Below are 23819 nucleotides of genomic sequence, written 5' to 3' on the forward strand. Positions count from 1 at the left end.
CATGGTGCAAGAGCCCCTCGCCCTCGGGGAAGGGGAGCCCCTAGCCCACGGGGGAGTACGCGCATGCGATACGAGTTCCGTGTCTCCGGTCACCTGTCCCCGGCACTCGCCGGCGCGTTCCCTGAGCTGGACGAGGCGATGGTGCACGAGGAGACCGTCCTGTTCGGTCCCGTCACCGACGAAGCACACCTCTACGGGCTGCTGTTGCGTTTCCAGGACCTCGGCCTGCACGTCGTGGAGCTGCGCCGGTTGCCCGACTGACGGGCGCCTAAGGTGATGCGGTCAGCCGGAGCCGACCGCGGCCGGTCCTGCCTCGCGCAGGTGGGGGTTGCGCCGGACGGTCCGCTCGAACCACGCGCCGTAGCGCTCGCTCAGCCACACCGCGGACGCCCCGTGCAGCAGGACGCTGAGCCCCACGGTGACGGCGACGACCTCGCCCAGTACCCCCGCCCCCGGGACGTGCTCCTCCACCGCGATCAGCCCGAGGACCAGCGATGCGAGACCTCGCGGGCCGAACCAGCCCACGTACGCCACGGTGGGGAGGCGTAGCCCGCTGCCGACCAGTGCGAGCGCGACCGGCACCATGCGGACCGCGGTGAGGCTCAGGAGCGCGTACAGGACGACCCGCCAGTCCAGGTGCGCCAGCGCCGGCCCGAGCAACACCGCACCGAACGCGAGGAACGTCATCGCAGCGAGCAGCGAGGCGAGGTTCTCGGCGAACTCGTGGGGCCGCCCGCCGTACGCGTCCCCGTTCCGCTCACCGGGCAGCATCCCCAGGCGCAGGTGCGCCGCGAAGGCGAACCCGGCCGTCCACGCGGCGATGAATCCACTGCCTCCGATGCCTACCGCCGCGGCGTACGCGGCCAGTGCGGCGGACAGCATCGTCAGCTGGCTCCCCTCGCGACCCACCCAGTCGGCCGCCCCTGCCCGGCGCAGCAGCCAGCCGCCACCCCGTCCGATCACCAGACCCATCGCCGCGCTGAGGACCAGCGAGCGCCAGAAGATGCCCACGAGACCCTGCTCGGCCGCCGCCGTACCGGGAAGTGCGGTGAGGAAGAGGATGAAGAAGGGGAGGACCACGCCGTCGTTGACGCCGCACTCCACGTTGAGTCCGTTGCGCACGAGCAGCGGAAGCCGAGGGTTGCTGATCGCCGCCCGGGCGACCGCTGCGTCGGTGGGCGCCAGGATCGTGGCGACGAGCGCCAGCTCCCACAGGGAGAGCCCCGGCAGCAGCGGCCACGCCAGCAGCCACCCGGCCCCGATCATCAGCGGGAGGGCGACGGCGGCGAGCCGGGCCGGCAGGAAGCCTCCGTGGTGCAGGTCCCGGCCGCGTACCGCCATTGCGTCGGTGAAGAGCACCAGGGCGAGTGCGGCTTCGGCCAGTACCAGCACGGGACCCGCGTTGCGCGCGAGGTCGAGGACATCGATGCCGGCGGGACCGATCAGCACGCCGCAGCCGGTGAAGACCATTGCGGCGGTGACCGGCGTGACCGTGATCCGCTTCGAGACGAGCGCATAGCCCGCGGTGACCGCCGCGACGGCCACGCCCGTCCAGGCGTTCCCTCCGCTCACGGTCGTTCGCCCGGCCCAGCGGCGCCGTGCCGCGGACCGCTGGGGACGCCGTCGTCCGACCGGTCGCCTCCGGCGCCTCGCTTGTCTGACATGCCTCACCCACCGGATGTGCGAAGTCACGGAGCGTTCATCCTCGGTCACCGGGCTGCGCGTCACACCACCGACACGCGGGCTCCCGACCGTCGTACGGGGGTCGGCACCCGGGGCCGATTCACCCGTGGGGGGTGAGGGAACCGCCGTTCAGCCGTCCCACACTGGCGGCGAGCGGACGGCTGACGTCCGAAACGAAACGGCAGGAGGACGGCGATGGGCGGCACTGTCTACCTCGCGTACGACTATCCGGTTCTGGGCGCGTTCTGGACCGTGATGTGGATCTTCCTCTGGGTCATGTGGTTGATCCTGCTCTTCCGGGTCATCATGGACCTCTTCCGCGACCACGAGATGAACGGCTGGGCCAAGGCGGCCTGGCTGCTCTTCGTGCTGATCGTCCCGTTCCTCGGCGTCCTCGTGTACGTGATCGTGCGCGGCCGGGACATGGGGAAGCGCGAGGTCCAGCAGGCCCGGGAACAGCAGGAGGCCTTCAACGACTACATCCGGCAGACCGCGAAGGGCTCCGGAACCACCGACGAACTGGCCAGACTGTCCGAACTCAAGGCCAAGGGAGACCTCAGCGACGAGGAATTCCAGCAGGCCAAGCAGAAGCTCCTGCGCTGAGCCGAAGCGCGGGCCGACCGGCAGCACGAGGTGACACCAATGACGCAGCAGACAACCCACGTACGTTCCGGGCGCGATGCCGTCGCCGGCGGGTTCGTGACCTTCGCCGCAGTGATACTCATCGTCGCAGGGATCCTCGATCTCTTCCGGGGGATCATGGGCATCGCCAAGGACAACGTCTTCGTCGCAACGCCCCTCTACGTCTTCCGCTTCGACCTCACGGCATGGGGCTGGATCCACCTGATATTCGGAGTCATCGCCATCGTGGTGGGTTTCAGCCTCTTCCGGCCCGCCACGTGGACCCGGGTCGCGGGCATCGTCATCGCGGGGCTGCTGCTGATCGCCAACTTCCTCTCCCTGCCCTACTACCCACTGTGGTCCCTGGTGGCGATCGCGCTCTGCATCGCCGTCATCTGGGCCCTGTGCGTGGTTCGCGAGGACGACGAGCGATCTCCCGCTTGACGCGCATCCACCGGCCGTGAGGGACCCACCGGCCGCCACTTCTACGCCGGCCGTGGCGGACTCCACCGGCCGCCACTTCTACGCCGAACAGCCCATGCCCGCCGTCCGCCGCCAGGGCCCGCCCGTCGGGTCCTGGCGGCGCGTTCGCCCGGGCACCCGGCGGGGTCGTTTCGGACGGCCCCGCCCTCTTGGTGCGCCCGCCGCCCGCCCGTGTGGTGCACTGGGCCCAAGCGGGCGCACACCAGCCCACCGGCCGTCGAGGGTTTCAGGAGCAGCTTTGACCAGCTACCGGCAACCTGGCCTGGTCCTCACGGACCGCCACTTCACCGTCCCCCTCGACCACTCCGACCCCGCGGGGGAGCAGATAGCACTCTACGGCCGGGAGATCGTCTCGAGCGCCCGTGCCGGATCCGACCTGCCTTGGTTGGTCTACCTGGAGGGCGGGCCGGGCTTCGGCGCGCGCCGCTTTCCGGGCAAGCATGCCTGGCTCGGGCGTGCCGTGCAGGAGTACCGGGTGCTGATGCTCGACCAGCGAGGGACCGGGCTGTCCACCCCGGCCAACCGCCAGACCCTGCCCATGCGCGGCGGACCGGAAGAGCAGGCCCGCTACCTGGCCCGCTTCCGCGCGGACGGCATCGTCCGCGACTGTGAAGCCGTGCGGCGCCAGCTGACCGGCGGGGCGCGCTGGACCGTGCTGGGCCAGAGCTTCGGCGGCTTCTGCGCGACCCACTACCTCTCGACCGCCCCCGAGGGCCTGCGGACCGTTCTGATCACGGGCGGGCTCCCGTCGCTCCGCGCCGGCGCGGAAGACGTCTACCGAGCCGCGTACCCGCGGATCGAGCGCAGGAACCGAGCCCACTACGCGCGCTACCCGCAGGACGTCGAACGCGCCCGCCGCGTCGTCGAGCACCTCGCCGAGCACCGGACCGTGCTCCCCGGCGGATACGTCCTCACCCCTGAGGCGTTCCAGTCGCTCGGGATCCAACTCGGCACCGGGGACGGCAGCCACCAACTGCACTACCTGCTGGAGAACACCTTCGTCCGTACGGCGGGCGGGAACGAACTCTCCGACGCCTTCCGGGAAGGCGTTCTCACGTCCCTGTCGTACGCAGCGCATCCGCTGTACGCCGTGCTTCACGAGGCGATCTACGCCCAAGGGGAGGCGCCGACGGACTGGGCGGCCGAGCGCGTGCGTGCCGAGTTCCCGCAGTTCGACGCCGCCAAGACACTGGCCGGGGACGCACCACTGCTGTTCACCGGCGAATCCGTTCACCCGTGGCACTTCGAGGTCGACCCGGCGCTGCGGCCACTGCGGGAGGCCGCCGCCGTCCTCGCCGCACGTACTGACTGGCCCGCGCTGTACGACGCCGAGCGCCTCGCGGCCAACGAGGTCCCGGTGGCCGCCGCGATCTACCACGACGACATGTACGTCGACACCGGCCACTCCCTCGCGACGGCACGGGCCATCCGTGGACTGCGCACCTGGGTGACCGACGAGTTCGAGCACGACGGCGTCCGCACCTCCGGTCCACGGGTGCTGGACCGGCTGCTCGCCCTCGTACGCGACGAGGTGTAGTGCGGCCGGGGAAGGGCTCGGACATGACCGAAACCCGGCTTGCGCCCATGCCAGAGGATTGGGCCCGCTGTCTCGCCGTCGTGGCCCACCCCGACGACCTCGAGTACGGGTGTGCCGCGGCCGTGGCCTCCTGGACGGACGCCGGGAAGGAGGTCGTGTACCTGCTCGCGAGTCGTGGCGAGGCAGGGATCGACACCGTCGAGCCGGCGGTCTGCGGACCGCTGCGGGAGCGCGAGCAGCGGTCCGGTGCCGCGGTCGTGGGAGTGTCCGTGGTCGAGTTCCTCGACCACAGGGACGGCGCGATCGAGTACGGGCTCGGGCTACGTCGGGACATTGCCGCCGTGATCCGGCGCCACCGCCCCGAACTGGTTGTCACGCTCAACCACCGGGACACCTGGGGGCCCGCGGTGGGAGGTGCGTGGAACACCCCCGATCACCGCGCGGTCGGTCGAGCCGTCTTCGATGCGGCCGCCGATGCCGGCAACCGGTGGATCTTCCCCGAACTGTTCACCGAGCAGGGCCTCGAACCGTGGAACGGGGTGCGTTGGGTCGCCGTGGCGGGTTCCGCCACGCCCACCCACGCCGTGGACGCGGCCCCGGGGTTGGAGCGCGCCGTCCGGTCGTTGCTGGCGCACCGCACGTACCTCGAGGCGCTGACGGACGAGCCGCCGGAGACGTACTGCCGTACCTTCCTGACCGGCACCGTCCAGGCGCTGGCGGAGCGGTTCGGCGGGCGTCCGGCCGTGGGCTTCGAACTGTTCGGCCGCTGAGGGGCGCCCGTCCGCGCGGCCCGTCGAACGCGCCCCGGCCCGTCGCCTTCGGTTTTGCGGGCGGCAGGTGCGAGGGGAAGACCCTCCGCTGACCGACCTGGGACACACGGACGGAGCGGCCTCCCTCGCACTGCGGTGTGAGCGGGCGTCGGCACGGCCCGGGCGGGCGGGAGACCGGGTGCGGCGGCCGGTCCCCATGGCCTCGTCCTGAGAATGGGGCACGGGAGCCGGGGCGGGGCGGAGCCCCTGCCGGCGAAGTGGACCGGGCGGGTGGTTCCCCTAGGGGCAAGCGACCGCTTAGTATGCGATCGTTCGGTACCGGTCGAGTCTTTGTGGAGGCCCCAATGCAGGCATGGCGAGTCCACCGGAACGGCGAGCCGAGGGAGGTGATGCACCTCGAAGAGGTCGACATGCCGGAGCCGGGCGAGGGACAGGTCCTGATCGAGGTGCGGGCGGCGAACGTCAACTTCCCCGACGCGCTGCTGTGCCGGGGCCAGTACCAGATCACCCCGCCCCTGCCGTTCACCCCGGGGGTCGAGTTCTGCGGCCGGACCGAGGACGGCAGGCGCGTCATCGCCACCGCCGCGCTGCCCCACGGAGGCTTCGCCGAGTACGCCGTGGCCGAGGCGGCCGCGGTGCTGCCGGCCCCGGAAGCCCTGGACGACGCCGAAGCGGCCGCCCTGCACATCGGCTACCAGACCGGATGGTTCGGGCTCCATCGCCGGGCCCACCTCCAGGAAGGCGAGACCCTGCTGGTGCACGCCGCGGCCGGCGGCGTGGGCAGCGCCGCCGTCCAACTCGGCAAAGCCGCGGGTGCCCGGGTCATCGGCGTCGTCGGCGGGCCGCACAAGGCGGCCGTCGCCCGCGAGCTGGGCTGTGACGTCGTCATCGACCGGCGCACCGACGACGTCGTCGCAGCGGTGAAGGACGTCACCGGCGGCCGCGGCGCCGACGTGATCTACGATCCCGTCGGGGGCGACGCCTACGCCCAGTCCGCCAAATGCGTGGCCTTCGAAGGCCGCATCCTGGTCGTCGGCTTCGCCAGCGGCAGCATCCCCACCCCCGCACTCAACCACGCGCTGGTCAAGAACTACTCGATCGTCGGCCTGCACTGGGGCCTGTACAACGTCAAGGATCCGAAATCGGTCCTGCGCTGCCACGAGATCCTGACCGACTACGCGGCCAAGGGCCTCGTCAAACCGCTCATCAGCGAACGGGCCGGCCTGGAGGACGCCGCCGGCGCCGTGCAGCGCGTGATCGACGGCACCACGACCGGTCGACTCGTCATCCTCCCGGAAGGAGCCACCGCATGACCGACGCCGCTGAACTGCGGGCCCGGACGCGGGACCTGCTCGCCGCACACCCGCCGACCACCACCAGCCGCGAGGACTTCCTCACCGCCCGCTTCGACGCCGGTCTCGCCTGGGTGCACTACCCCGCCGGACTCGGCGGCCTCGACGCACCCCGCTCGCTCCAGGCGGTCGTGGACGCGGAACTCGAAGCCGCCGGCGCACCCGACAACGACCCCCGCCGCATCGGCATCGGTCTCGGCATGGCGGCACCCACGATCCTCGCGTACGGCACCGAGGAACAGAAGCGGCGCTTCCTGCGGCCGTTGTGGACCGGCGAGGAGGTGTGGTGCCAGCTGTTCAGCGAGCCGGGTGCGGGCTCAGACCTGGCTGCGCTCGGGACCCGAGCCGTCCGTGACGGCGACGCGTGGACCGTCGACGGCCAGAAGGTGTGGACGTCCAGTGCCCACCTCGCCCGGTGGGCCATCCTCATCGCCCGCACCGACCCGGACGTCCCCAAGCACCGCGGCATCACCTACTTCGTCTGCGACATGACCGACCCCGGGGTCGAGGTCAGGCCGCTGCGCCAGATCACCGGCGAGGCGGAGTTCAACGAGGTATTCCTCAGCGGGGTGCGCATCCCCGACGCACACCGCCTGGGCGCCGTGGGAGACGGCTGGAGCGTCGCCAGGACGACGCTCATGAACGAACGCGTCTCGATCGGAGGCATGCGCCTGCCGCGGGAAGGCGGCATGATCGGCCCCGTCGCACGCACCTGGCGCGACCGACCCGAACTCCGCACCCACGAACTGCACCAGCGCCTGCTCGCCCTCTGGGTGGAGGCCGAGGTGGCCCGGCTCACCGGCGAACGCCTCCGTCAGCAACTCGCGGCGGGCCAACCGGGCCCGGAGGGCTCCGGGATGAAGCTCGCCTTCGCGCGGCTCAACCAGCAGATCAGCGGCCTGGAAGTGGAACTCCGCGGCGAGGAGGGTCTGTTGTACGACGACTGGACCATGCGCCGACCGGAACTCGTCGACTTCACCGGACGGGACGCCGGATACCGCTACCTCCGGTCGAAAGGCAACTCCATCGAGGGCGGCACCAGCGAGGTGTTGCTCAACATCGTCGCCGAACGGGTGCTCGGACTGCCGGCCGAGCCGCGCAACGACACGGACGTCGCCTGGAAGGACCTCGCACGATGACCGCACAGCCCGACCTCCTCTACACCGACACCGAGGACCACCTCCGGTCCGCGGTGCGTTCGCTGCTCGCCGACCGCACCGACACCCGCGGCCTGCTCGCCCGCATCGAGACCGGCGACCCCTACGACCCTGCGCTCTGGACGTCCCTCGCCACGGACATCGGTGCCGCGGGCCTCCTCGTTCCGGAGAAGCTGGGCGGTCAGGGGGCCACCCACCGGGAGGCCGCCGTGGTCCTGGAGGAGCTGGGCCGAGCCGCCGCACCCGCTCCGTACCTCACGAGCTCCGTCATCGCGACCGAGACCCTGTTGGGGCTCGCCGACCGGAGCGACGCCGTCACCGCACTCCTCGGAGATCTGGCCGCCGGCCGCACCGTCGCGGTGCTCGCCCTCCCGCTCGCCACCGCGCCCGGTGCGTCGCTCCCCGAAGGCGGAGCCACCGCCGTCGCGGACGCCGCGATCGCGGACGTCCTGCTCGTGCCGGGGTCGGACGGCCTCCGCATGGTGCAGCGAGAGGACGCACGGGTCGAACCGCTCACCTCCTTCGACCTGACCCGACCACTCGCCTCGGTCACCGTCGAAGGCACCCCCGGGGTGCGACTCGCCGACGCGGAGACATCACGCACGGCCGTGCGCCGCGGACTCCTCGCCGGAGCCGGGCTTCTCGCATCCGAGCAGCTCGGACTGGCCGAGTGGTGTTTGGAGGAGACCGTCCGGTACACCCGGGAAAGGCACCAGTTCAACCGGCCCGTCGGCTCCTTCCAGGCGTTGAAGCACCGTTTGGCGCAGCTGTGGCTGGAGGTCGCGCACGCGCGTGCGGCCGCACGGAACGCCGCGGACGCACTCGCGACGGAGAGCGCGGAAGTACCGCTCGCCGTGTCCGTCGCGCAGGCCTACTGCTCGCGCGTCGCCGTGCACGCCGCGGAGGAGTGCATCCAGATGCACGCGGGGATCGGCATGACCTGGGAACACCCCGCCCACCTCCGCCTGAAGCGGGCGAAGGCGGACGAGATCGCGCTCGGTACCCCGGGGCGCCACAAGGAACTGCTGGCGGACCTGGTCTCGCTGCCCGCACCCCGGTGAAACGTGCCCGGTGCGGCGCCCCCGGCGGGCGCCGCACCGGCGGCCGCACCCGAGCGACTCCCGCCGCCGGTCGACCCCGCCGACATCCGCGGTCCCACGGGCTCGTGATGCATCCGGCACGGACCCGACGGCCGGTTGTGCACGGGTCCGGTCAACCGGCAGCGCGACGACCACCCGATCGGCGGCCACGCCAGTCGGCCGTTCGGCGCCCCGTCTCCGCCACACTGACGCCCGAATGCCGCACATTCCCGGGTGCGGCGGAGGGAGGCCGACCATGGTGGTTTCGATTTCGGTGGTGCTTCTGCTGCTCGTCCTCGCGGTGATTTTCCTCCGCAACGGCGGGCTCAAGCTGTCGCATGCGCTGGTGTGCGCCCTGCTCGGGTTCTTCCTCGCGGGCACGAACATGGCACCCACCATCAACGACGGTGTTTCCGCAACCGCAGACGTGGTCGGGCGCCTGCACCCCTGAGGGCTCCGAGCAGGCGCCCGCCGTGCCGGGCGTGGACGTCGAGTGCACACCCGCGCTCACGTCACCGCCCGGCGTAGTCGCGGTGGGCCGGCGGAAGCCGCCCCGGGCCGCGGGCCAAGGCCGGGTACGGCCCCGGACCGCATGCGGCCCGCGACTGCGGGAGACAACACCCCGCCACGAGCGTTGAATGGACGGTATGGGTGGTGCGAAGGGCGTACGACTGAACCGTGCACGCCACGCCGCGACCGGCACGGCCGCTTCGCTCGCCGTGATCATCGCGCTGACGTCGGCTGCCGCTCCAGCGGACCGGTCACCAGATCCTGCAGCGCCCCCGGCGTCGCCCACCCCCGAGGCGCCGCCGCCACAGCCGCCGCCGCAACTCACCCAGGCCGACGTGGACCGTGCCGTCGCGAGGCTCGACAGCACCGTCGAGACCATGAGGAAGCGCACGGGCGTGCCCGGAGTCGCCGTCGGCGTGGTGTACAAGGACCGCGTGATCCACCTCAAGGGCTTCGGCGAGCGGAAGGTCGGGGAGCCGGAGGCGGTGGGGCCCGACACCGTCTTCCAGCTCGCCTCGCTGTCGAAGCCGATCGCATCGACCGTGATCGCCGGGGCCGTCGGCGACAAGACCGTCGACTGGAACACGACGGTCGCCGAGCACCTGCCCGGCTTCGCACTCAAGGACCCTTGGGTGACCCGTCACGCCACGATCACGGACCTGCTCTCGCACCGCAGCGGGCTCCCGGACCACGCAGGCGACCTGCTCGAAGACCTCGGCTACGACCAGAACTACGTCCTGAGCCACCTGCGGTACGAGCCGCTCGCCCCGTTCCGCGCCTCCTATGCGTACACCAACTTCGGCTTCACCGCGGCAGCCGAGGCAGTCGCCCGCGCGAAGGGCGTCAGCTGGGAGAAGCTCAGCGAGGACATCCTCTACGAGCCGGCCGGCATGGAAGCCACCAGCTCCGCCTTCGCCGACTACGAGAAGGCGGCGAACAAGGCCGTCACCCACGTCCGGACCGCGGACGGCAGCTGGCAGGCGAAGTACGTCCGGGACGCGGACGCCCAGGCACCCGCCGGTGGCGCCAGCTCGACCGCGAGGGACATGATGCGCTGGCTGCGCCTGCAGCTCGCCGACGGGAAGCTCGACGGGAGGCAACTCGTCGACGCGCAGAGCCTGGAGCACACCCACCTGCCCGAGATCCCCTCCCAGCCGCCCCGCGCACCAGCCGGGCGCACCGGCTTCTACGGCATCGGGTGGAACGTGGGGTACGACGACCAGGGCCGGCTGCGGCTCAGCCATTCCGGTGCCTTCGAGCTCGGAGCCAACACCAACGTCACGATGCTCCCCGGCGAACGGCTCGGCATCGTCGTGCTCACCAACGGCCAGCCCGTCGGGCTGGCCGACGCCGTCGCCCTCGACTTCTTCGACACCGCCCAGTACGGCAGACCGACCATCGACTGGCTGTCCTTCTTCTCCGGACTGTACGAGCAGATGGACGAGCAGGACGGTTCCCGCACGAACTACGCCCGGCCACCCGCGAACGCCCGGCCCGCCCGCGACGACCGCGCGTACACCGGGACGTACGACAGCCCGTACTACGGGAAGGCCGTCGTCACCGAGGACGGCGGCGGCCTCGTCCTCGAACTGGGTCCCGCGCCGCAGAAGTTCCGACTCACCCACTACAGCGGGGACACCTTCAGCTTCCGGACGAAGGGGGAGAACGCGGTCGGCCTGACCGGCGTCACCTTCTCCCCTCACGAAGGGACCTCCCGCAGCTTCCGCGTCGAATACCTCGACGAGAACGGTCTCGGTACCTTCACGCGCAGGTGAGCGGGGCGCGCCGCCGGCCGCTGCTGAAGTGACCGCGAAACCACGGGCATCTGCATGGACACGTGACGCCAACGGCCCTAGCGTCGGGCCCCGGTGCGACCCACGTGACGTCCGACGAGGAGCAGCAGTGTCCCGAAGAGCGCTCGCCCGCGCACTGCCCCTGGTGCTCGCCCTCTGCGCCTACGCGGTCGTCCCCCCGACTGCCGCGCGGGCCGAGGAGATCCCCCGAGCACCCGGACACCGCCTCGTCAGCCCCTACGACGGGGCACCCGCGACCCCACGTCCCGTGCCGGGCCTGCCTCTGCCCCAGAACCCCCACCTCGCGACGAACGGGCGCAGCGGCATGCACGCGGACGCCGCGGGCAGCGGCACCCACCCCTACTCGGGTCCCCTCGGTGTCCGCCCCTCCGTGACCAGCGAGAAGATCGCCCCGATCGGCGGCGAATGCGCCACGGCCACCTTCGACTCGGCCGGCCGTCTCCTCACCGTCTGCGGAACCTTCTCCGGTTTCCTCCTCAAGCTCCTCGATCCACGTACCCTCGGAACCCTCGCCGAATACCGGTTGCCCCAGCGCTCCTCCACCGTCGAAGCCATCACCCGCCTCGACTTCTCGAAGATCTTCAAGGACACCTCCGGCGGAGCCTACTTCTACCTCGACGACCAGGACCGCGTCGTCCTCGCCGACTCCCGCCAGCACGTCCTGCGCATCGCGCACGCACGGGCGGCGGACGGCTCCTGGCGGTTCGCCGTGGAGGACGACTGGGATCTGACGGCGCACGTGCCGCACGACTGCATCAGCTGGACCAACCTCTTCCCGAGCGGCACCTGCGACCCCGTCACCTCCGTGATGCCCGACTGGAACGGCCGGATCTGGTGGGTGACACGTCTCGGCCGGGTCGGCACCGTCGATCCCGCCACCGGGACCGTCCGCTCGGTACGCATCGACGGCGAAGAGATACAGAACTCCTTCTCCGTCGCCGAGGACGGCGTCTTCGTCGTCTCCGACCACGCCCTCTACGGCTTCCTCGGGGACGCCGGAGGCACCCCCCGCGTCCAGTGGCGGCAGACGTACGACCGGGGCACGGGAAGCAAACCCGGCTCGGTGAACCAGGGTTCGGGCACCACGCCCGACCTGTTCGGCCAGGGCGACGACTACGTCGCGATCACCGACAACGCGGACGACCGAATGAACGTCCTGGTCTTCCGGCGCGGCACGGACGTCCCCGCGAAGCGGCGACTCGTCTGCAAGGTCCCCGTCTTCGGCAGCGGTGCCTCGACCACCGACAACTCCCTGATCAGCTGGGGGAACAGCCTGGTGGTGGAGAACAACTACGGCTACGAGAACCTGACGTCCCTCGTCTTCGGCCGCAGCGTGGTGGGTGGTGCCACCCGCATCGACGTGCGGGCGGACGGCAGCGGCTGCGACACCGTCTGGCAGAGCGACGTGCGCTCGCCCTCCACCGTCCCCAAACTCTCCACCGCGAACGGCCTGGTGTACTTCTACGAAAAGCCGCCGCACCCGCTGGGGATCGACGCCTGGTACGTCACCGCCGTCGACTTCCGCACAGGGGAACGCCGCTGGAGCCGTCTCACGGGCACCGGACTGCGCTACGACAACAATTGGGCCCCGATCACCATCGGCCCGGACGGCACGCTCTACGCGGGGGTCTTCAACGGCATCGTCGCCGTACGCGACGAGGACGAGGAGGCCGCGGGGAGCCTCCGCGAGGCCCGTCCGGGGACGGCACGGTCCTGAGCGCGATCCGTCGGCGCAGCACCCGCGCACCCACGGGGATCGTGCCGACCAGGCCCGCCCTGGGCAGGGCAGCGGTGCGGGCGGACGCGGTGGAGTTGCTCACCAGCCGGGCGACGCGCACCCTCGTGGGCCGTGTGCCCGGGGAGGGGCCCCGGACGTGCGGGTGCCCGGAGCAGCTCCCACACAGCTCCGGGCCCGCGTGGGGTGCGTCAGACCATCTTCGGCACGGCCCCCGACGTAGTCGACATGTCGATGACCGCGAACCCCGCTCCCTGCGGGTCGACCAGGGCTGCGAAGCGCCCGAAGGGGCTGTCCATCGGGCCGAAGACCAGCCTCCCGTTCAGTTCCTGCGCTGCGGAGACCGCCTCATCGCAGTTCGGGACTGCCCAGAACACCTGGACGCACGGCCGGGCCTCCTGCGGGAACTCCTCCTCGGACATCTTCATCCGACCGAGGACGGGCCGATCCGCGCCCAGGTTGAAGATCCGGTAGTCGATGTGCTCGTCCTCCATGCGCTGGGTCCCGTACGGGAACACCGCGGGGAAGAAGGCGTCGGACTTCTCGGGTTCGCGCGTGAACACCTCGGCCCACGCGAAGGAGCCGGGCTCGCCCGTTTTCTCGAACCCCTCGTGGGTGCCGGGCTGCCAGACGCCGAAGGCCACCCCGCTCGGGTCCCGCGCCAGGCACATCGATCCGAAGTCACCGACCTGCATCGGCTCCATGAGGACCGTGCCGCCGTTCTGCTTGATCTTCTCGGCGGTCGCCGCGGCATCGGGTGACGCCAGGTACAGGCACCACTGCGACGAGCCCTCCTGGCCGGGCATCGGCGGGACGACCGCGGCGACGGCCTTGCCGTCCGCATACGCCTGCGTGTAGTTGCCGTACTCCGACGTGGCCTCGCCGAACGTCCACCCCAGGACTGCGGAGTAGAAGCTCTTCGCTCCTTCCAGGTCGGAGAACATCGCGTCCGCCCAGATTGGGGTTCCTTCAGGTTGTGCGGCCATGACTGTGACTCTTTCCTCGGTACGGAAGTGTCCGAGGACCGCCTCGGGAGCGGCTGTCCGGCGCCCCGCAGGGTCCTCGGTGCCACGCTAGCCAGCGGGGCGCCCACCCGCTCGGCGACCCGCGAATCAGCCTCCGTAGAAGACACCGATGCCGTTCGCGACCGCGCGTTCCGTCCCACCGCTGGGATGGTTGCGCACGGTCACGGTGCGAGCGCCGTTGGCCCGGGTGACCAGCGTCGAGGAGCCGCCGCCGTCCAGGTTGACCGCGTCGACGGCCCCTGCCTGCCTCAGCACGGACGCGACCTCGGCGACCGTCAGGCCCGAGCGGAACTCCCCGTCCCCGTCCAGTGCCAGGAGCAGGAGCGCGTGGCCGTCGTCGGCGATCCCGGCGGCCGTGCGCACCGCTGAGGTGACGACGTCGAGACCGGACAGGGGCGTGCCGCCGCGCATGATCGGGTAGCCGCCCACCGCGAAGCGGTAGGGGGTGCGTGAACGCCCTTCGACGAGCTGGTGCCGCACGGTCACGGCGTCGCCGATGCGGAGCGACCGCAGCGCTGCCGCACCCGCCTCCCGGCCGACCAGCACCTCCGAGTCCGCCGCGATCGCGCCCTTCCCCGGTGCTCCGGTCGACGCGACGACGCGGCCGCCCCGCACCGTCACCTCATGGGTGTCCGTGCTGCACGGCGCCGCTCTGTCGGTGTCCGTGCCGCATGTCGCACGGAGCCGGGAGACCGTGCCCCACACCGAGGTGAACGCCCCGACCGACCCCACGGGGATCGCGTACTGGTTCAGCCCACCGAGCGGCATCCGGCCCGTGGGCGTCGTCACCGTGCCGTCCAGGGCCAGTCGTCCGAGCCGTGCCGTGCCGTCGCGGCCGACGCCGAGCACGTCACGGGTGGTGGTTCCGGGCGGCAGGGCGGGGCCGAACCGCTGCCCGTTCGGTACGGCCGCCTTGAGTTCCTGCCCGTCGACGACCGCGGGACCGACCGCGGCGCCTGTCGCCGCGACCCCGGGGTGCTGTGTCTCCGTGATGTTGAAGAAGTCACCGTTGACCCCGGCGACGGCGTGTGCGCGGTCGGCGAGTACGGAAACGGGTGCTCTGGCGCCGACCGCTCCCGGGTACAGCAGGCCGACCGAGACCCGGGGGTCGCGAAGGTCCACGGAGAGTAGGTGGGCCCGTGCCGTGCCCTTGGCCGCGGTGATGTCGAACCACCGGTACACCACGCCGGCCGAGACGCGCGTCCACGTCGTCGCCGCGGTCGCCGTGCCGGCCGACGCGAGTCCCGTCACGGCCAGGGCGCACCACGCCAGGATGACGCTGAGCACACACCGGAAGCGAGCTTGACCGATCGTCATATCGTCCCCAGTCGTCTGGTCGACTCCGTTCATTCACCGGAGAGTTGACCAGACGCGGGAAGCTAGGGACCGACCAGCCGGGAACGGATCAGAAAACGGACGCCTTCCGGCGCCTCCAGCGAGAAGCCGCTGCCACGGCCCTCGACGACGTCGACGATAAGACGGGTGTGACGCCACACCTCGTACTGGCTCGCCGACATCCAGAAAGTCACGGGCTCTGCCACTCCTTCGACGGACAGCGTCGCCAACAGCACGTCGGAACCACCCGTCCGGAACTCGCCCTCCGGGTAGCACATCGGCGCACTGCCGTCGCAGCAGCCACCGGACTGATGGAACATCAGAGGACCGTGGACGTCGCGCAGCCGCCGCACCAGCTCGGCGGCGGCAGGAGTCAGTTCCACGCGCGGGTGCCCGGCGGCACCCGTACTCGGCTCGAGCATCGTGCTCTCCTCCCTCTCCCCGGCCGGACCGCCGCCCGAGCCGGCCGGCACCCGGCGTCGGGGCAGTCGTCCGAGCCAACTCCGCGGGACGTTGCGTAGGGGTTGCACACGGGAGGAACACCCGAGGGATGCGCCGGTCTGACGTCCCCGGTGCGGAGCTGCGGAAGGCGACGGGCGTACGACTGCTGCACTGCACCGCCCACTCGGCTCCTCGACATCGCCGAGCCGATGCCGCGGCGACTGCACGGACCTCTTCGACGGCGGGTCCGTGGACGGACACCCGGTGCCGACATCCGGGCCGGACGCCGCCGTTCCGCCGTCAGCCCGGGCCGGACGGCGGACACGGCACGCCTCGCAGACCCTTCCGAGGACCCGCCGAGGAACCAGCAGAACCCGCGTGGCCGTCGAGGCGTTCCACAGACGGCGGAACGGCGCAGATCAGCCGCTCAGTGCGGCCGCTACGACGGAACGCGCCTCCTCCTGCACCCGTGCCAGGTGGTTCGGACCGAGGAAGGACTCGGCGTAGATCTTGTAGACATCCTCCGTGCCGGAGGGGCGCGCGGCGAACCAGGCGTTGTCGGTGGACACCTTGATGCCGCCGACGGGTGCCCCGTTGCCCGGGGCGTGGGTGAGCACCGAGGTGATCCGTTCGTCGGCGAGCGTGTCCGCCGTCACCTGCTCGGGGGAGAGCCGGCCCAGCACGGCCTTCTCCTCGCGGGTCGCGGGGGCGTCGACGCGGGCGTAGGCGGGTTCGCCGAACCGCTCGGTGAGCGAGGCGTAGTGCTGGCTCGGCGTCCGCTCGGTCACGGCGAGGATCTCCGACGCCAGCAGCGCCAGCAGGATCCCGTCCTTGTCGGTGGTCCACACCGAACCGTCGCGGCGCAGGAAGGACGCCCCGGCCGACTCCTCACCGCCGAACCCGAGCGTGCCGCCGGCCAGCCCGTCCACGAACCACTTGAAGCCGACCGGGACTTCGACCAGTTCCCGGCCGAGGTCATCCGCCACCCGGTCGATCATGCTCGATGACACGAGCGTCTTGCCGATCCCGGCGTCGGCGGGCCACTGGGCGCGGTGGCCGTAGAGGTAGGCGATCGCCGTGGCGAGGTAGTGGTTGGGGTTCATCAGCCCGCCGTCCGGCGTGACGATGCCGTGCCGGTCGGCGTCGGCGTCGTTGCCGGTGGCGATCCGGTAGCGGTCGCGCTGCTCGATCAGGGACGCCATCGCGTAAGGGGAGGAGCAGTCCATCCGGATCTTGCCGTCCCAGTCGAGCGTCATGAAGCGCCACGTGGGATCCGTGTACGGATTGACGACGGTCAGGTCCAGGCGGTGTTCCTCGGCGATCCGGCCCCAGTACGCGACGGACGCGCCCCCCAGCGGATCGGCGCCGATGCGCACGCCCGCGTTGCGTACGGCGTCCAGGTCGAGTACGGACGGAAGGTCGCGCACATAGGACCCGAGGAAGTCGTAACGACCGGTGGTGGGCGCAGCCAGAGCCCTTGAGTACGGGACCCGCCGGACGTCCTTCAGACCGCCGGTGATGATCTCGTTGGCACGGTCCTGGATCCAGCCGGTGGCCTCGGAGCCGGCCGGCCCGCCGTTCGGCGGGTTGTACTTGAACCCGCCGTCGGCCGGCGGGTTGTGCGACGGTGTCACCACCACGCCGTCGGCGAGCCCGGAGGAGCGCCCGCGGTTGTGGGTGAGGATGGCGTGCGAAACGGCCGGGGTGGGCGTGTAGCCGTCTGCGTCGTCGACGAGGACGGTGACCCCGTTCGCGGCGAAGACCTCGACGGCGGTCACCTTGGCCGGTTCGGACAGTGCATGCGTGTCGGCCCCGAGGAACAGCGGCCCGTCCGTGCCCTGCTGGGCCCGGTACTCGCAGATCGCCTGGCTCACCCCGGCGATGTGATCTTCGTTGAAGGCGGTGCGGAGGGAGGACCCCCGGTGTCCCGACGTGCCGAAGGCGACGCGTTGGGTGGGATCCGCCGGATCGGGGTGCAAGGCGTAGTACGCCGTCACCAGCCGGGACACGTCGATGAGGTCTTCCGGCTGCGCCGGTCGTCCCGCGCGCTCGTTCGGCATCCGTCCATTCCTCCGCTTCGGTCGGTGCGATCAGTGCACCAGCCATGATCGCTCGTTGGCCGCGGTTCGCCGGGTTGCCTCTCCGCGCGAACGTGCCGCCGGACTTCCGGCAGGCTGCGCCCGAGCGGGTGCCGAGGCGTCCCACCGCGGCCCGATTCTCCCAGGATTGACCGGTCGGCCGTCGATTTCCGGGTGACTGGATGGCCGGAGGGTGCCTCGCCTTCGGGCGGCGCGGCGCGGCGCGGGGCGTGGCCGACAGCCGTCGCGAGACCGTGCGGTGCTGGGGACAGCCCCGCGACGTCGGTCGTCCGCTCGCACCGGAGCCGGTGGCGCCGGGTGCACGGGCACCTCGTGCTCCGTTGCCCGGCGGTCCGGCAGCATCCGCGCGGCACACCGGCGCCCCACGGGCTACGGGAAGGGGCCGGCCGGGCCGCGGCGTCACCCGCAACGGATCCCGCCCGGTGCCGTTGTGACGGGAACCGGCCGCCGGGGCACCGTTCCCGGGCCCCGGCGAACCGGTCGCATTACCAACTGCTCTTGGTGACACCGGGGAGTTCACCGGCGTGGGCCATGGAGCGCAGGCGGATGCGGGACAGGCCGAAGGCACGCAGATGGCCGCGCGGTCGTCCGTCCACGCAGTCGCGGTTGCGCACCCGGGTGGGGCTGGCGTCCCGGGGCTGTCGCTGCAATTCCTTCTGCGCGGCGTCGCGTTCGCCGGCCGATGCGTGGGGTGATGCGATGACCGCTTTCAGTTCCGCGCGGCGCCGGGCGTAGCGCTCGACGACCGCACGCCGCTGCTCGTTCTTGGCGATCTTGCTCTTCTTCGCCATCAGATCGTGCCTCCCCGCGCGCGAATGCGCGCAACGGCCGCCTCGATGCCGATGGCGTCGACGGTCCTGATGCCCTTGGTGCTCAGGGTGAGCCGGACGTGGCGCCGCTCGCTCGGGAGCCAGTACCGCCGGCGCTGGACGTTGGGATCGAAGCGCCGCTTGCTGCGTCGGTGCGCGTGGGAGATGCGGTGGCCGAAGCCGGGTTTCCTGCCGGTGAGTTGGCACTGCGCGGACACGGTTCCTCCGTTGTCTCGGTGGGGCGTCGGAGGTGCACCGTATCAGCTAGATGAAAATGAAAACCACTTCCGTGTATGCTGTGGCCATGGCACGCAACGAACTCCGCCCGATCATCAAGCTGAGGTCCACCGCGGGGACCGGCTACACCTATGTGACCCGGAAGAACCGCCGGAACGATCCCGATCGGATGACTCTCCGCAAGTACGACCCGGTCGCCGGCCGGCACGTCGACTTCCGTGAGGAGCGCTGACCTCCGTGAAGCCCGGAATCCACCCCGAGTACCGGCCGCTCGTCTTCCGTGACCGGGCCGCCGGTCACGCCTTCCTCACTCGCTCGACGGCCACCAGTGACCACACCGTCGTATGGGAGGACGGCCACAGCTACCCGGTCATCGACGTCGAGGTCTCCTCGGCGAGCCATCCGTTCTTCACCGGACGCCAGCGGGTGCTGGACACCGCGGGCCGTGTGGAGCGCTTCGAACAGCGATACGGAGGGAGGGGGCGATGAACACCGAAGCGGCACGGCTTCCCGTAGCGATCGTCGCCGGCCTGCACGCCGCCGCGCGGCAGGCGGCCGTCGAAGAGGTCCTGCGCACCGTCCCCGGCTCCGTCGTGCTGCACCACGATCTGTCCGCCGCGGCGGACGGTGCCGTGCACCGCACCGTACGGGACACCCGCGGCCTTCTCTCCCGCGGTGACGCACCCCTGGTCAACGACTGCGCGTGCTGCGCGCTGCGCGAAGACCTCGTGCCGGAGCTGGTGCGCCTGGCGGAAGGCGGTGACCACCGGCTGGCGTTGGTGGAACTGTGGGATTCGGTCGAGCCGCAGGCCATGGCGGCGGTGATCGCGGCCCGGGGCGCACCTCTGGTGCTGAGCGGGGTGGCGGTGGCCGTCGAACCGGCACTCGTCCTGCCGAGCCTGTCCAACGGCGACGACCTGGTGGACGCCGGGCTCGCGGCGGCTCCGACGGACCAGCGGACGGTCGCCGACACCTTCGCCCGCCAAGTGGAGTACCCGACGGTGATCGCCGTGGCGGGCCCCGGGGCCGCGGGCGAGTCCGCCGATGACGGCGACCGCGCGCTGCTCGGCCAACTCACCCCTGCCGCACGTCAGGTGCGCATCGGGGAGGGGACGCTCGGCACCGCCCTGACGGCCGGATTCGACATCGGTGCCGCAGCCGCCCGTCAGCACCCCTCCTGTGCACTGTTGCCCCAGGAAGCCGAAGAGCACGGAGTGACCACCCTGGCGTGGCGACGCGACCGGCCCTTCCACCCGGAACGCCTCTACGCGGCGCTCGAGGACCTGACGTGTGCCGCCGCGCGCAGTCGCGGCCGCTTCTGGCTGGCAGACCGGCCCGACACCCTGCTGTCGTGGGATGCCGCCGGTGGCGCGTTGTGCGTCGAGTCGGCGGGCCCCTGGCTGGCCGCGCTCCCGGACGCCGCCTGGGAGATGGTGCCCGCCGAACGCCGGGTGGCGGCGTCGCTGGACTGGCACCCGGATCACGGCGACCGCTGTCAGTACCTCGCGTTCACCTCTCCCGATCTGGACCGGGACGGTCTGTTGGCGCTCCTTGACGGCTGTCTGCTCACCGAGGCTGAGTACGCCGCGGGGCCGGAAGCGTGGAAAGCGCTGCCGAGTGCCTTCCACGGCCTGCTCGACCAGGTTGCCTGATCGCAGTCCCGCCCGCGCCGATTCCCCGGTGGTCGCCCCCGTGTTCCGGGCGTTCCCCCGACCCGACCCGTACGTTCCACGAAAGGTCCCACAGTGTCCCGTCGCCCAGCCCGCCGTCAGGTCCCGAGGCGCAGCCGCGCCAACCCCCTGGACGCCGCCGGCATCACCGCGGTCGACTACAAGAACACGGAAGTGCTGAGGAAGTTCATCTCCGACCGGGGGAAGATCCGCAGCCACCGGGTGACCCACGTGACGCTCCAGCAGCAGCGCCAGATCGCCCGTGCCGTCAAGAACGCCCGCGAGATGGCCTTGATCCCGTACGCCTCCCGATGACCCCTGCCCGCCGTCGCGCGCCGGGGGGGGCGGACACAACATCCAGGCGGCTCGGGAAGTGGAGCCGGGCGAGCCGCATGACACGGACAGGAAGAGCAGGGTGAGGACCACGAGGGGGATGCCGTGCCGTTGACCGTCCTGCGGGCGCGGAGAGCGGCCCACGCTCTCGTGACCGCCATTGCGAAGCTGGGGCAGTGAGTCGGCCGGTGCGTCCGGCCGCACCGGCCCGGACGCGACGCCCGCGCCACGGGTGCCGGGCCGGATGACCCCGGCAGGCTCGGGGTGCGGGTCGGCACGTCAGGGAGGGAAGTCTTCAGGGGGGCGAGCAGTTTCGTGACCGTCCGACGCGGGGCGGCGAGGCGGTCGCGGAGCGCTGCCCTCCGGGCGCTGCGGCAACCGGTCGCCGCTGCTCAGGACGCACCGGGCGCCTGAACGGCCGCCGCCCATGGGGGAGGGTCCGCAGCGTAGCCCCGTGCGGCGACGCCGTGCCGGGTGCGCGGCGCCGTGAGCTCTCGACGGACGTCGGGGTGAGCCCCGTCTCATCGCGGCACTGCCTCTTGTCTATGCAACGAGTTGCATAGAAGGATCGACGGTATGGCGCTCGACCACGCGATCCTCGTCTCCCTGTTGGAGAAGCCGGGCTCCGGTTACGAGCTGGCCCGGCGGTTCGAGCGGTCCATCGGCTACTTCTGGACCGCCACCCACCAGCAGATCTACCGCGTCCTGAAGCGGATGGAGGGCGAGGGGCTGCTTGACGTGCGAGACGTGCCGCAGCAAGGCCGGCCCGACAAGAAGGTGTACTCGGTCGCGGAGCCAGGCCGCGCCGAGCTCTCACGGTGGCTGCACGAGCCGATCGAACCGGAGAGCGTCCGGCACGAATTGGCCGTGAAGATCCGCGGTGCGGCCTTCGACGAACCCTCCGCCCTGATCCGAGAGGTCCAGCGGCACCGCAGGGCGCACGAGGACCGGCTCGCGCGCTACCTCGGCGGCGAGGCGCGTGACTTCACCGGGCCCGGTGCCCCGGTTCCGCTCGATGCCGGTCAGGAACTACAGCACGTCGTGCTGCGCGGTGGCATCGCGTACGAGCGGATGACGATCGCCTGGCTGGACGACGTGCTCGCCACGCTGCACCGCCTGGGCGCGTCGCACCCGTCTGCCTGATCCGCTTCCGCCACCCACCGACCCCCGAACCGTCAACCCCGACCCCTCGGAAGGCGACACCCATGGCCGTCCCGCTGCTGTTCAACCCGCGCACCTACGACCCCGCGCACTTCGACGCCGAGACCCGGAGGCTGCTGCGCGCCACCGTCGACTGGTTCGAGGAGCGCGGCAAGCGCAAGCTGATCGAGGACTACCGCTCGCGCGCCTGGCTGGCGGAGTTCCTCGACTTCTCCGCGAAGGAGGGGCTCTTCGCCACGTTCCTGACCCCGTCCGCCGCCGCGGGCGACGACGACCAGCGCTGGGACACCGCGCGTATCGCCGCACTCAACGAGATCTTCGGTTTCTACGGGCTCGACTACTGGTACGCCTGGCAGGTCACCATCCTCGGTCTCGGCCCGGTCTGGCAGAGCGACAACGCGGCGGCCCGCGCCCGTGCGGCCGAACTCCTCATCCAGGGTGAGGTGTTCGCCTTCGGCCTGTCGGAGAAGGCCCACGGCGCCGACATCTACTCCACCGACATGCTGCTCGAGCCCGACGGCAACGGCGGGTTCCTGGCCAGCGGTTCCAAGTACTACATCGGCAACGGCAACACCGCCGGACTGGTCTCGGTCTTCGGCCGTCGCACCGACGTCGAAGGGCCTGACGGCTACGTCTTCTTCGCGGCGGACAGCAGCCACCCGAACTACCACCTGGTGAAGAACGTCGTCGACTCCTCGAAGTACGTGAGCGAGTTCCGCCTCGACGGCTACCCGGTCGCCCCGGACGACGTCCTGCACACCGGCCGAGCCGCCTTCGACGCCGCACTGAACACCGTCAACGTCGGCAAGTTCAACCTCTGCACGGCCTCGATCGGCATCTGTGAGCACGCGATGTACGAGGCCGTGACGCACGCGCACAACCGCGTCCTCTACGGTCGCCCGGTGACCGCCTTCCCGCACGTGCGCCGGGAACTGGCCGACGCCTACGTCCGTCTGGTCGGCATGAAGTTGTTCAGCGACCGGGCCGTCGACTACTTCCGCTCCGCGGGTCCCGACGACCGCCGCTACCTCCTCTTCAATCCGATGACGAAGATGAAGGTGACCACCGAGGGCGAGAAGGTCATCGACCTGATGTGGGACGTCATCGCGGCCAAGGGCTTCGAGAAGGACACCTACTTCGCCCAGGCGGCATCCGAGATCCGCGGGCTGCCCAAGCTGGAGGGAACCGTCCACGTCAACCTGGCGCTGATCCTCAAGTTCATGGGCAACCACCTGCTGAACCCCGCCGAGTACGAGCCCGTGCCGACCCGGCTGGACGCGGCCGACGACGACTTCCTCTTCCGCCAGGGTCCCGCCCGCGGCCTCGGATCCGTGCGGTTCCACGACTGGCGGCCCGCCTACGACGGATACGCGCACGTGCCGAACGTGGCTCGCTTCAGGGAGCAGGCCGACGCCCTGTGCGAGTTCGTCACCACGGCAGCACCCGGCGAGGAGCAGAGCCGCGACCTCGACTTCCTCCTCGCCGTCGGCCAGCTCTTCGCGCTCGTCGTGCACGGCCAGCTGATCCTGGAGCAGGCGCGTCTCACGGACCTGGACCAGGACGTGCTCGACGAGCTGTTCGCCGTCCTCGTCCGGGACTTCTCCGCACACGCGGTCGAGTTGCACGGCAAGGACTCGGCCACACCGCAGCAGCAGACCTGGGCGCTCGGCGCGGTCCGGCGCCCGGTCGTGGACGAAGCCCGGGCGGCGCGCGTCTGGGAGCACGTCGAGGCGCTCTCCGGCGCCTACGAGATGACCCCGTAGCGGCATCGCGTCCACGCGGCGCGGCGCCGAAGCCACACGGCACCGCCACCGCTCGATGCCGCGACGACGCTTCCTGGGTGGGGGGCGGGGCCCCGGGGGTGCACCGAACCAAACAAAAAAAAAAGGAACCCCCCCCCCCCGACAAAAAAAAAAAAACCCCCCCCCCCCCCGGCGCCCCCCCCCCCAAACGGGGGAGCTTTGTCGC

General features: G+C 71.1%; 24 protein-coding genes. 17 read left to right on the top strand and 7 right to left on the bottom strand.

All coding sequences use genetic code 11. The annotated features are described in order from the left end of the window. The first annotated feature begins 63 nt into the window (after window positions 1–63). Entirely contained in the window at window positions 64–261 is a 198-nt protein-coding gene (locus ACFXOM_RS24415; protein WP_384941134.1) for a hypothetical protein, read from the top strand. A 21-nt stretch (window positions 262–282) separates the two neighbouring features. On the opposite strand, the gene ACFXOM_RS24420 is transcribed toward ACFXOM_RS24415, so the two are convergent. Next, on the bottom strand, window positions 283–1572 hold the full coding sequence (locus ACFXOM_RS24420) for a cation:proton antiporter (RefSeq protein ID WP_384948601.1): 1290 nt from the start codon (window positions 1570–1572) through the stop codon (window positions 283–285). Window positions 1573–1878: 306 nt separating this feature from the next. Here ACFXOM_RS24420 and ACFXOM_RS24425 point away from each other — a divergent pair, with 306 nt between their 5' ends. From ACFXOM_RS24425 to ACFXOM_RS24470, 10 genes are all read left to right on the top strand, one after another. Continuing rightward, a complete protein-coding gene (locus ACFXOM_RS24425; RefSeq protein ID WP_384941137.1) occupies window positions 1879–2286 on the top strand; it encodes a PLDc N-terminal domain-containing protein in 408 nt (135 codons plus the stop codon). A gap of 39 nt (window positions 2287–2325) precedes the next feature. Beyond that, the gene (locus ACFXOM_RS24430; protein ID WP_384941139.1) at window positions 2326–2748 is read left to right on the top strand and encodes a hypothetical protein; all 423 of its coding nucleotides are present in this window, start codon (window positions 2326–2328) and stop codon (window positions 2746–2748) included. Between the two features lie 277 nt (window positions 2749–3025). After that, on the top strand, window positions 3026–4324 hold the full coding sequence (locus ACFXOM_RS24435) for an alpha/beta fold hydrolase (protein ID WP_384941140.1): 1299 nt from the start codon (window positions 3026–3028) through the stop codon (window positions 4322–4324). A 23-nt stretch (window positions 4325–4347) separates the two neighbouring features. Continuing rightward, entirely contained in the window at window positions 4348–5094 is a 747-nt protein-coding gene (locus tag ACFXOM_RS24440; RefSeq protein ID WP_385039262.1) for a PIG-L deacetylase family protein, read from the top strand. Between the two features lie 344 nt (window positions 5095–5438). Next, the gene (locus ACFXOM_RS24445; RefSeq protein ID WP_384941144.1) at window positions 5439–6407 is read left to right on the top strand and encodes an NADPH:quinone oxidoreductase family protein; all 969 of its coding nucleotides are present in this window, start codon (window positions 5439–5441) and stop codon (window positions 6405–6407) included. Continuing rightward, window positions 6404–7585 (top strand): acyl-CoA dehydrogenase family protein, encoded by a 1182-nt coding sequence (locus ACFXOM_RS24450; RefSeq protein ID WP_384941146.1) that lies wholly within the window; start codon window positions 6404–6406, stop codon window positions 7583–7585. Before ACFXOM_RS24445 ends, ACFXOM_RS24450 begins: the two co-directional genes overlap by 4 nt. Then, window positions 7582–8664 carry an acyl-CoA dehydrogenase family protein gene (locus ACFXOM_RS24455; protein WP_384948610.1) on the top strand — a complete coding sequence of 361 codons (1083 nt, stop codon included), beginning with the start codon at window positions 7582–7584 and terminating at the stop codon, window positions 8662–8664. The genes ACFXOM_RS24450 and ACFXOM_RS24455 overlap by 4 nt, the downstream gene beginning before the upstream one ends. 274 nt (window positions 8665–8938) lie before the next feature. Then, on the top strand, window positions 8939–9133 hold the full coding sequence (locus ACFXOM_RS24460) for a hypothetical protein (RefSeq protein WP_384941150.1): 195 nt from the start codon (window positions 8939–8941) through the stop codon (window positions 9131–9133). Between the two features lie 196 nt (window positions 9134–9329). Next, a complete protein-coding gene (locus ACFXOM_RS24465) occupies window positions 9330–10967 on the top strand; it encodes a serine hydrolase (protein WP_384948611.1) in 1638 nt (545 codons plus the stop codon). Window positions 10968–11094: 127 nt separating this feature from the next. After that, window positions 11095–12723, top strand: coding sequence for a hypothetical protein (locus ACFXOM_RS24470; protein ID WP_385039265.1), 1629 nt, complete (start codon window positions 11095–11097; stop codon window positions 12721–12723). A 209-nt stretch (window positions 12724–12932) separates the two neighbouring features. On the opposite strand, the gene ACFXOM_RS24475 is transcribed toward ACFXOM_RS24470, so the two are convergent. From ACFXOM_RS24475 to rpmB, 6 genes are all read right to left on the bottom strand, one after another. Beyond that, window positions 12933–13727, bottom strand: coding sequence for a VOC family protein (locus ACFXOM_RS24475; RefSeq protein ID WP_385039267.1), 795 nt, complete (start codon window positions 13725–13727; stop codon window positions 12933–12935). A 126-nt stretch (window positions 13728–13853) separates the two neighbouring features. Further along, entirely contained in the window at window positions 13854–15083 is a 1230-nt protein-coding gene (locus tag ACFXOM_RS24480; RefSeq protein ID WP_385039414.1) for a phosphodiester glycosidase family protein, read from the bottom strand. A gap of 62 nt (window positions 15084–15145) precedes the next feature. Next, the gene (locus ACFXOM_RS24485) at window positions 15146–15523 is read right to left on the bottom strand and encodes a DUF779 domain-containing protein (protein ID WP_384941158.1); all 378 of its coding nucleotides are present in this window, start codon (window positions 15521–15523) and stop codon (window positions 15146–15148) included. 438 nt (window positions 15524–15961) lie between these two features. Further along, window positions 15962–17602, bottom strand: a complete 1641-nt coding sequence (gene pgm, locus ACFXOM_RS24490; RefSeq protein ID WP_384941160.1) for a phosphoglucomutase (alpha-D-glucose-1,6-bisphosphate-dependent) — start codon at window positions 17600–17602, stop codon at window positions 15962–15964. Window positions 17603–18126: 524 nt separating this feature from the next. Beyond that, complete coding sequence (gene rpsN / locus ACFXOM_RS24495) at window positions 18127–18432, bottom strand: 30S ribosomal protein S14 (RefSeq protein WP_384941162.1); 306 nt, start codon at window positions 18430–18432, stop codon at window positions 18127–18129. Beyond that, on the bottom strand, window positions 18432–18668 hold the full coding sequence (rpmB, locus tag ACFXOM_RS24500; RefSeq protein WP_384941164.1) for a 50S ribosomal protein L28: 237 nt from the start codon (window positions 18666–18668) through the stop codon (window positions 18432–18434). Before rpmB ends, rpsN begins: the two co-directional genes overlap by 1 nt. 86 nt (window positions 18669–18754) lie before the next feature. On the opposite strand from rpmB, the gene rpmG reads away from it, so the two are divergent. The 6 genes from rpmG (at window position 18755) to ACFXOM_RS24530 (ending at window position 23614) form a co-directional block, all read left to right on the top strand. Further along, window positions 18755–18919 carry a 50S ribosomal protein L33 gene (rpmG, locus tag ACFXOM_RS24505; protein WP_043238828.1) on the top strand — a complete coding sequence of 55 codons (165 nt, stop codon included), beginning with the start codon at window positions 18755–18757 and terminating at the stop codon, window positions 18917–18919. Window positions 18920–18924: 5 nt separating this feature from the next. Next, window positions 18925–19176 carry a type B 50S ribosomal protein L31 gene (locus ACFXOM_RS24510; RefSeq protein WP_385039270.1) on the top strand — a complete coding sequence of 84 codons (252 nt, stop codon included), beginning with the start codon at window positions 18925–18927 and terminating at the stop codon, window positions 19174–19176. After that, window positions 19173–20339 (top strand): GTP-binding protein, encoded by a 1167-nt coding sequence (locus ACFXOM_RS24515; RefSeq protein ID WP_384941168.1) that lies wholly within the window; start codon window positions 19173–19175, stop codon window positions 20337–20339. Before ACFXOM_RS24510 ends, ACFXOM_RS24515 begins: the two co-directional genes overlap by 4 nt. A 93-nt stretch (window positions 20340–20432) precedes the next feature. Next, window positions 20433–20672, top strand: coding sequence for a 30S ribosomal protein S18 (gene rpsR / locus ACFXOM_RS24520; RefSeq protein WP_384941170.1), 240 nt, complete (start codon window positions 20433–20435; stop codon window positions 20670–20672). Window positions 20673–21266: 594 nt separating this feature from the next. Beyond that, window positions 21267–21833 (top strand): PadR family transcriptional regulator, encoded by a 567-nt coding sequence (locus tag ACFXOM_RS24525; protein WP_384941172.1) that lies wholly within the window; start codon window positions 21267–21269, stop codon window positions 21831–21833. 62 nt (window positions 21834–21895) lie between these two features. Continuing rightward, window positions 21896–23614, top strand: a complete 1719-nt coding sequence (locus ACFXOM_RS24530; RefSeq protein ID WP_384941174.1) for an acyl-CoA dehydrogenase family protein — start codon at window positions 21896–21898, stop codon at window positions 23612–23614. Window positions 23615–23819 lie beyond the last annotated feature (205 nt).

The organism is Streptomyces sp. NPDC059169 (assembly GCF_042755225.1).
Taxonomy (GTDB): Bacteria; Actinomycetota; Actinomycetes; order Streptomycetales; family Streptomycetaceae; genus Streptomyces.

Bases quoted from the DNA above. Each gene is read 5' to 3' on its own strand.
- ACFXOM_RS24415 (WP_384941134.1), top strand. From the start codon at position 64: ATGCGATACGAGTTCCGTGTCTCCGGTCACCTGTCCCCGGCACTCGCC.
- ACFXOM_RS24425 (WP_384941137.1), top strand. From the start codon at position 1,879: ATGGGCGGCACTGTCTACCTCGCGTACGACTATCCGGTTCTGGGCGCG.
- ACFXOM_RS24430 (WP_384941139.1), top strand. From the start codon at position 2,326: ATGACGCAGCAGACAACCCACGTACGTTCCGGGCGCGATGCCGTCGCC.
- ACFXOM_RS24440 (WP_385039262.1), top strand. From the start codon at position 4,348: ATGACCGAAACCCGGCTTGCGCCCATGCCAGAGGATTGGGCCCGCTGT.
- ACFXOM_RS24445 (WP_384941144.1), top strand. From the start codon at position 5,439: ATGCAGGCATGGCGAGTCCACCGGAACGGCGAGCCGAGGGAGGTGATG.
- ACFXOM_RS24450 (WP_384941146.1), top strand. From the start codon at position 6,404: ATGACCGACGCCGCTGAACTGCGGGCCCGGACGCGGGACCTGCTCGCC.
- ACFXOM_RS24455 (WP_384948610.1), top strand. From the start codon at position 7,582: ATGACCGCACAGCCCGACCTCCTCTACACCGACACCGAGGACCACCTC.
- ACFXOM_RS24460 (WP_384941150.1), top strand. From the start codon at position 8,939: ATGGTGGTTTCGATTTCGGTGGTGCTTCTGCTGCTCGTCCTCGCGGTG.
- ACFXOM_RS24465 (WP_384948611.1), top strand. From the start codon at position 9,330: ATGGGTGGTGCGAAGGGCGTACGACTGAACCGTGCACGCCACGCCGCG.
- ACFXOM_RS24475 (WP_385039267.1), bottom strand. From the start codon at position 13,727: ATGGCCGCACAACCTGAAGGAACCCCAATCTGGGCGGACGCGATGTTC.
- ACFXOM_RS24480 (WP_385039414.1), bottom strand. From the start codon at position 15,083: ATGACGATCGGTCAAGCTCGCTTCCGGTGTGTGCTCAGCGTCATCCTG.
- ACFXOM_RS24485 (WP_384941158.1), bottom strand. From the start codon at position 15,523: ATGCTCGAGCCGAGTACGGGTGCCGCCGGGCACCCGCGCGTGGAACTG.
- pgm (WP_384941160.1), bottom strand. From the start codon at position 17,602: ATGCCGAACGAGCGCGCGGGACGACCGGCGCAGCCGGAAGACCTCATC.
- rpsN (WP_384941162.1), bottom strand. From the start codon at position 18,432: ATGGCGAAGAAGAGCAAGATCGCCAAGAACGAGCAGCGGCGTGCGGTC.
- rpmG (WP_043238828.1), top strand. From the start codon at position 18,755: ATGGCACGCAACGAACTCCGCCCGATCATCAAGCTGAGGTCCACCGCG.
- ACFXOM_RS24515 (WP_384941168.1), top strand. From the start codon at position 19,173: ATGAACACCGAAGCGGCACGGCTTCCCGTAGCGATCGTCGCCGGCCTG.
- ACFXOM_RS24525 (WP_384941172.1), top strand. From the start codon at position 21,267: ATGGCGCTCGACCACGCGATCCTCGTCTCCCTGTTGGAGAAGCCGGGC.
- ACFXOM_RS24530 (WP_384941174.1), top strand. From the start codon at position 21,896: ATGGCCGTCCCGCTGCTGTTCAACCCGCGCACCTACGACCCCGCGCAC.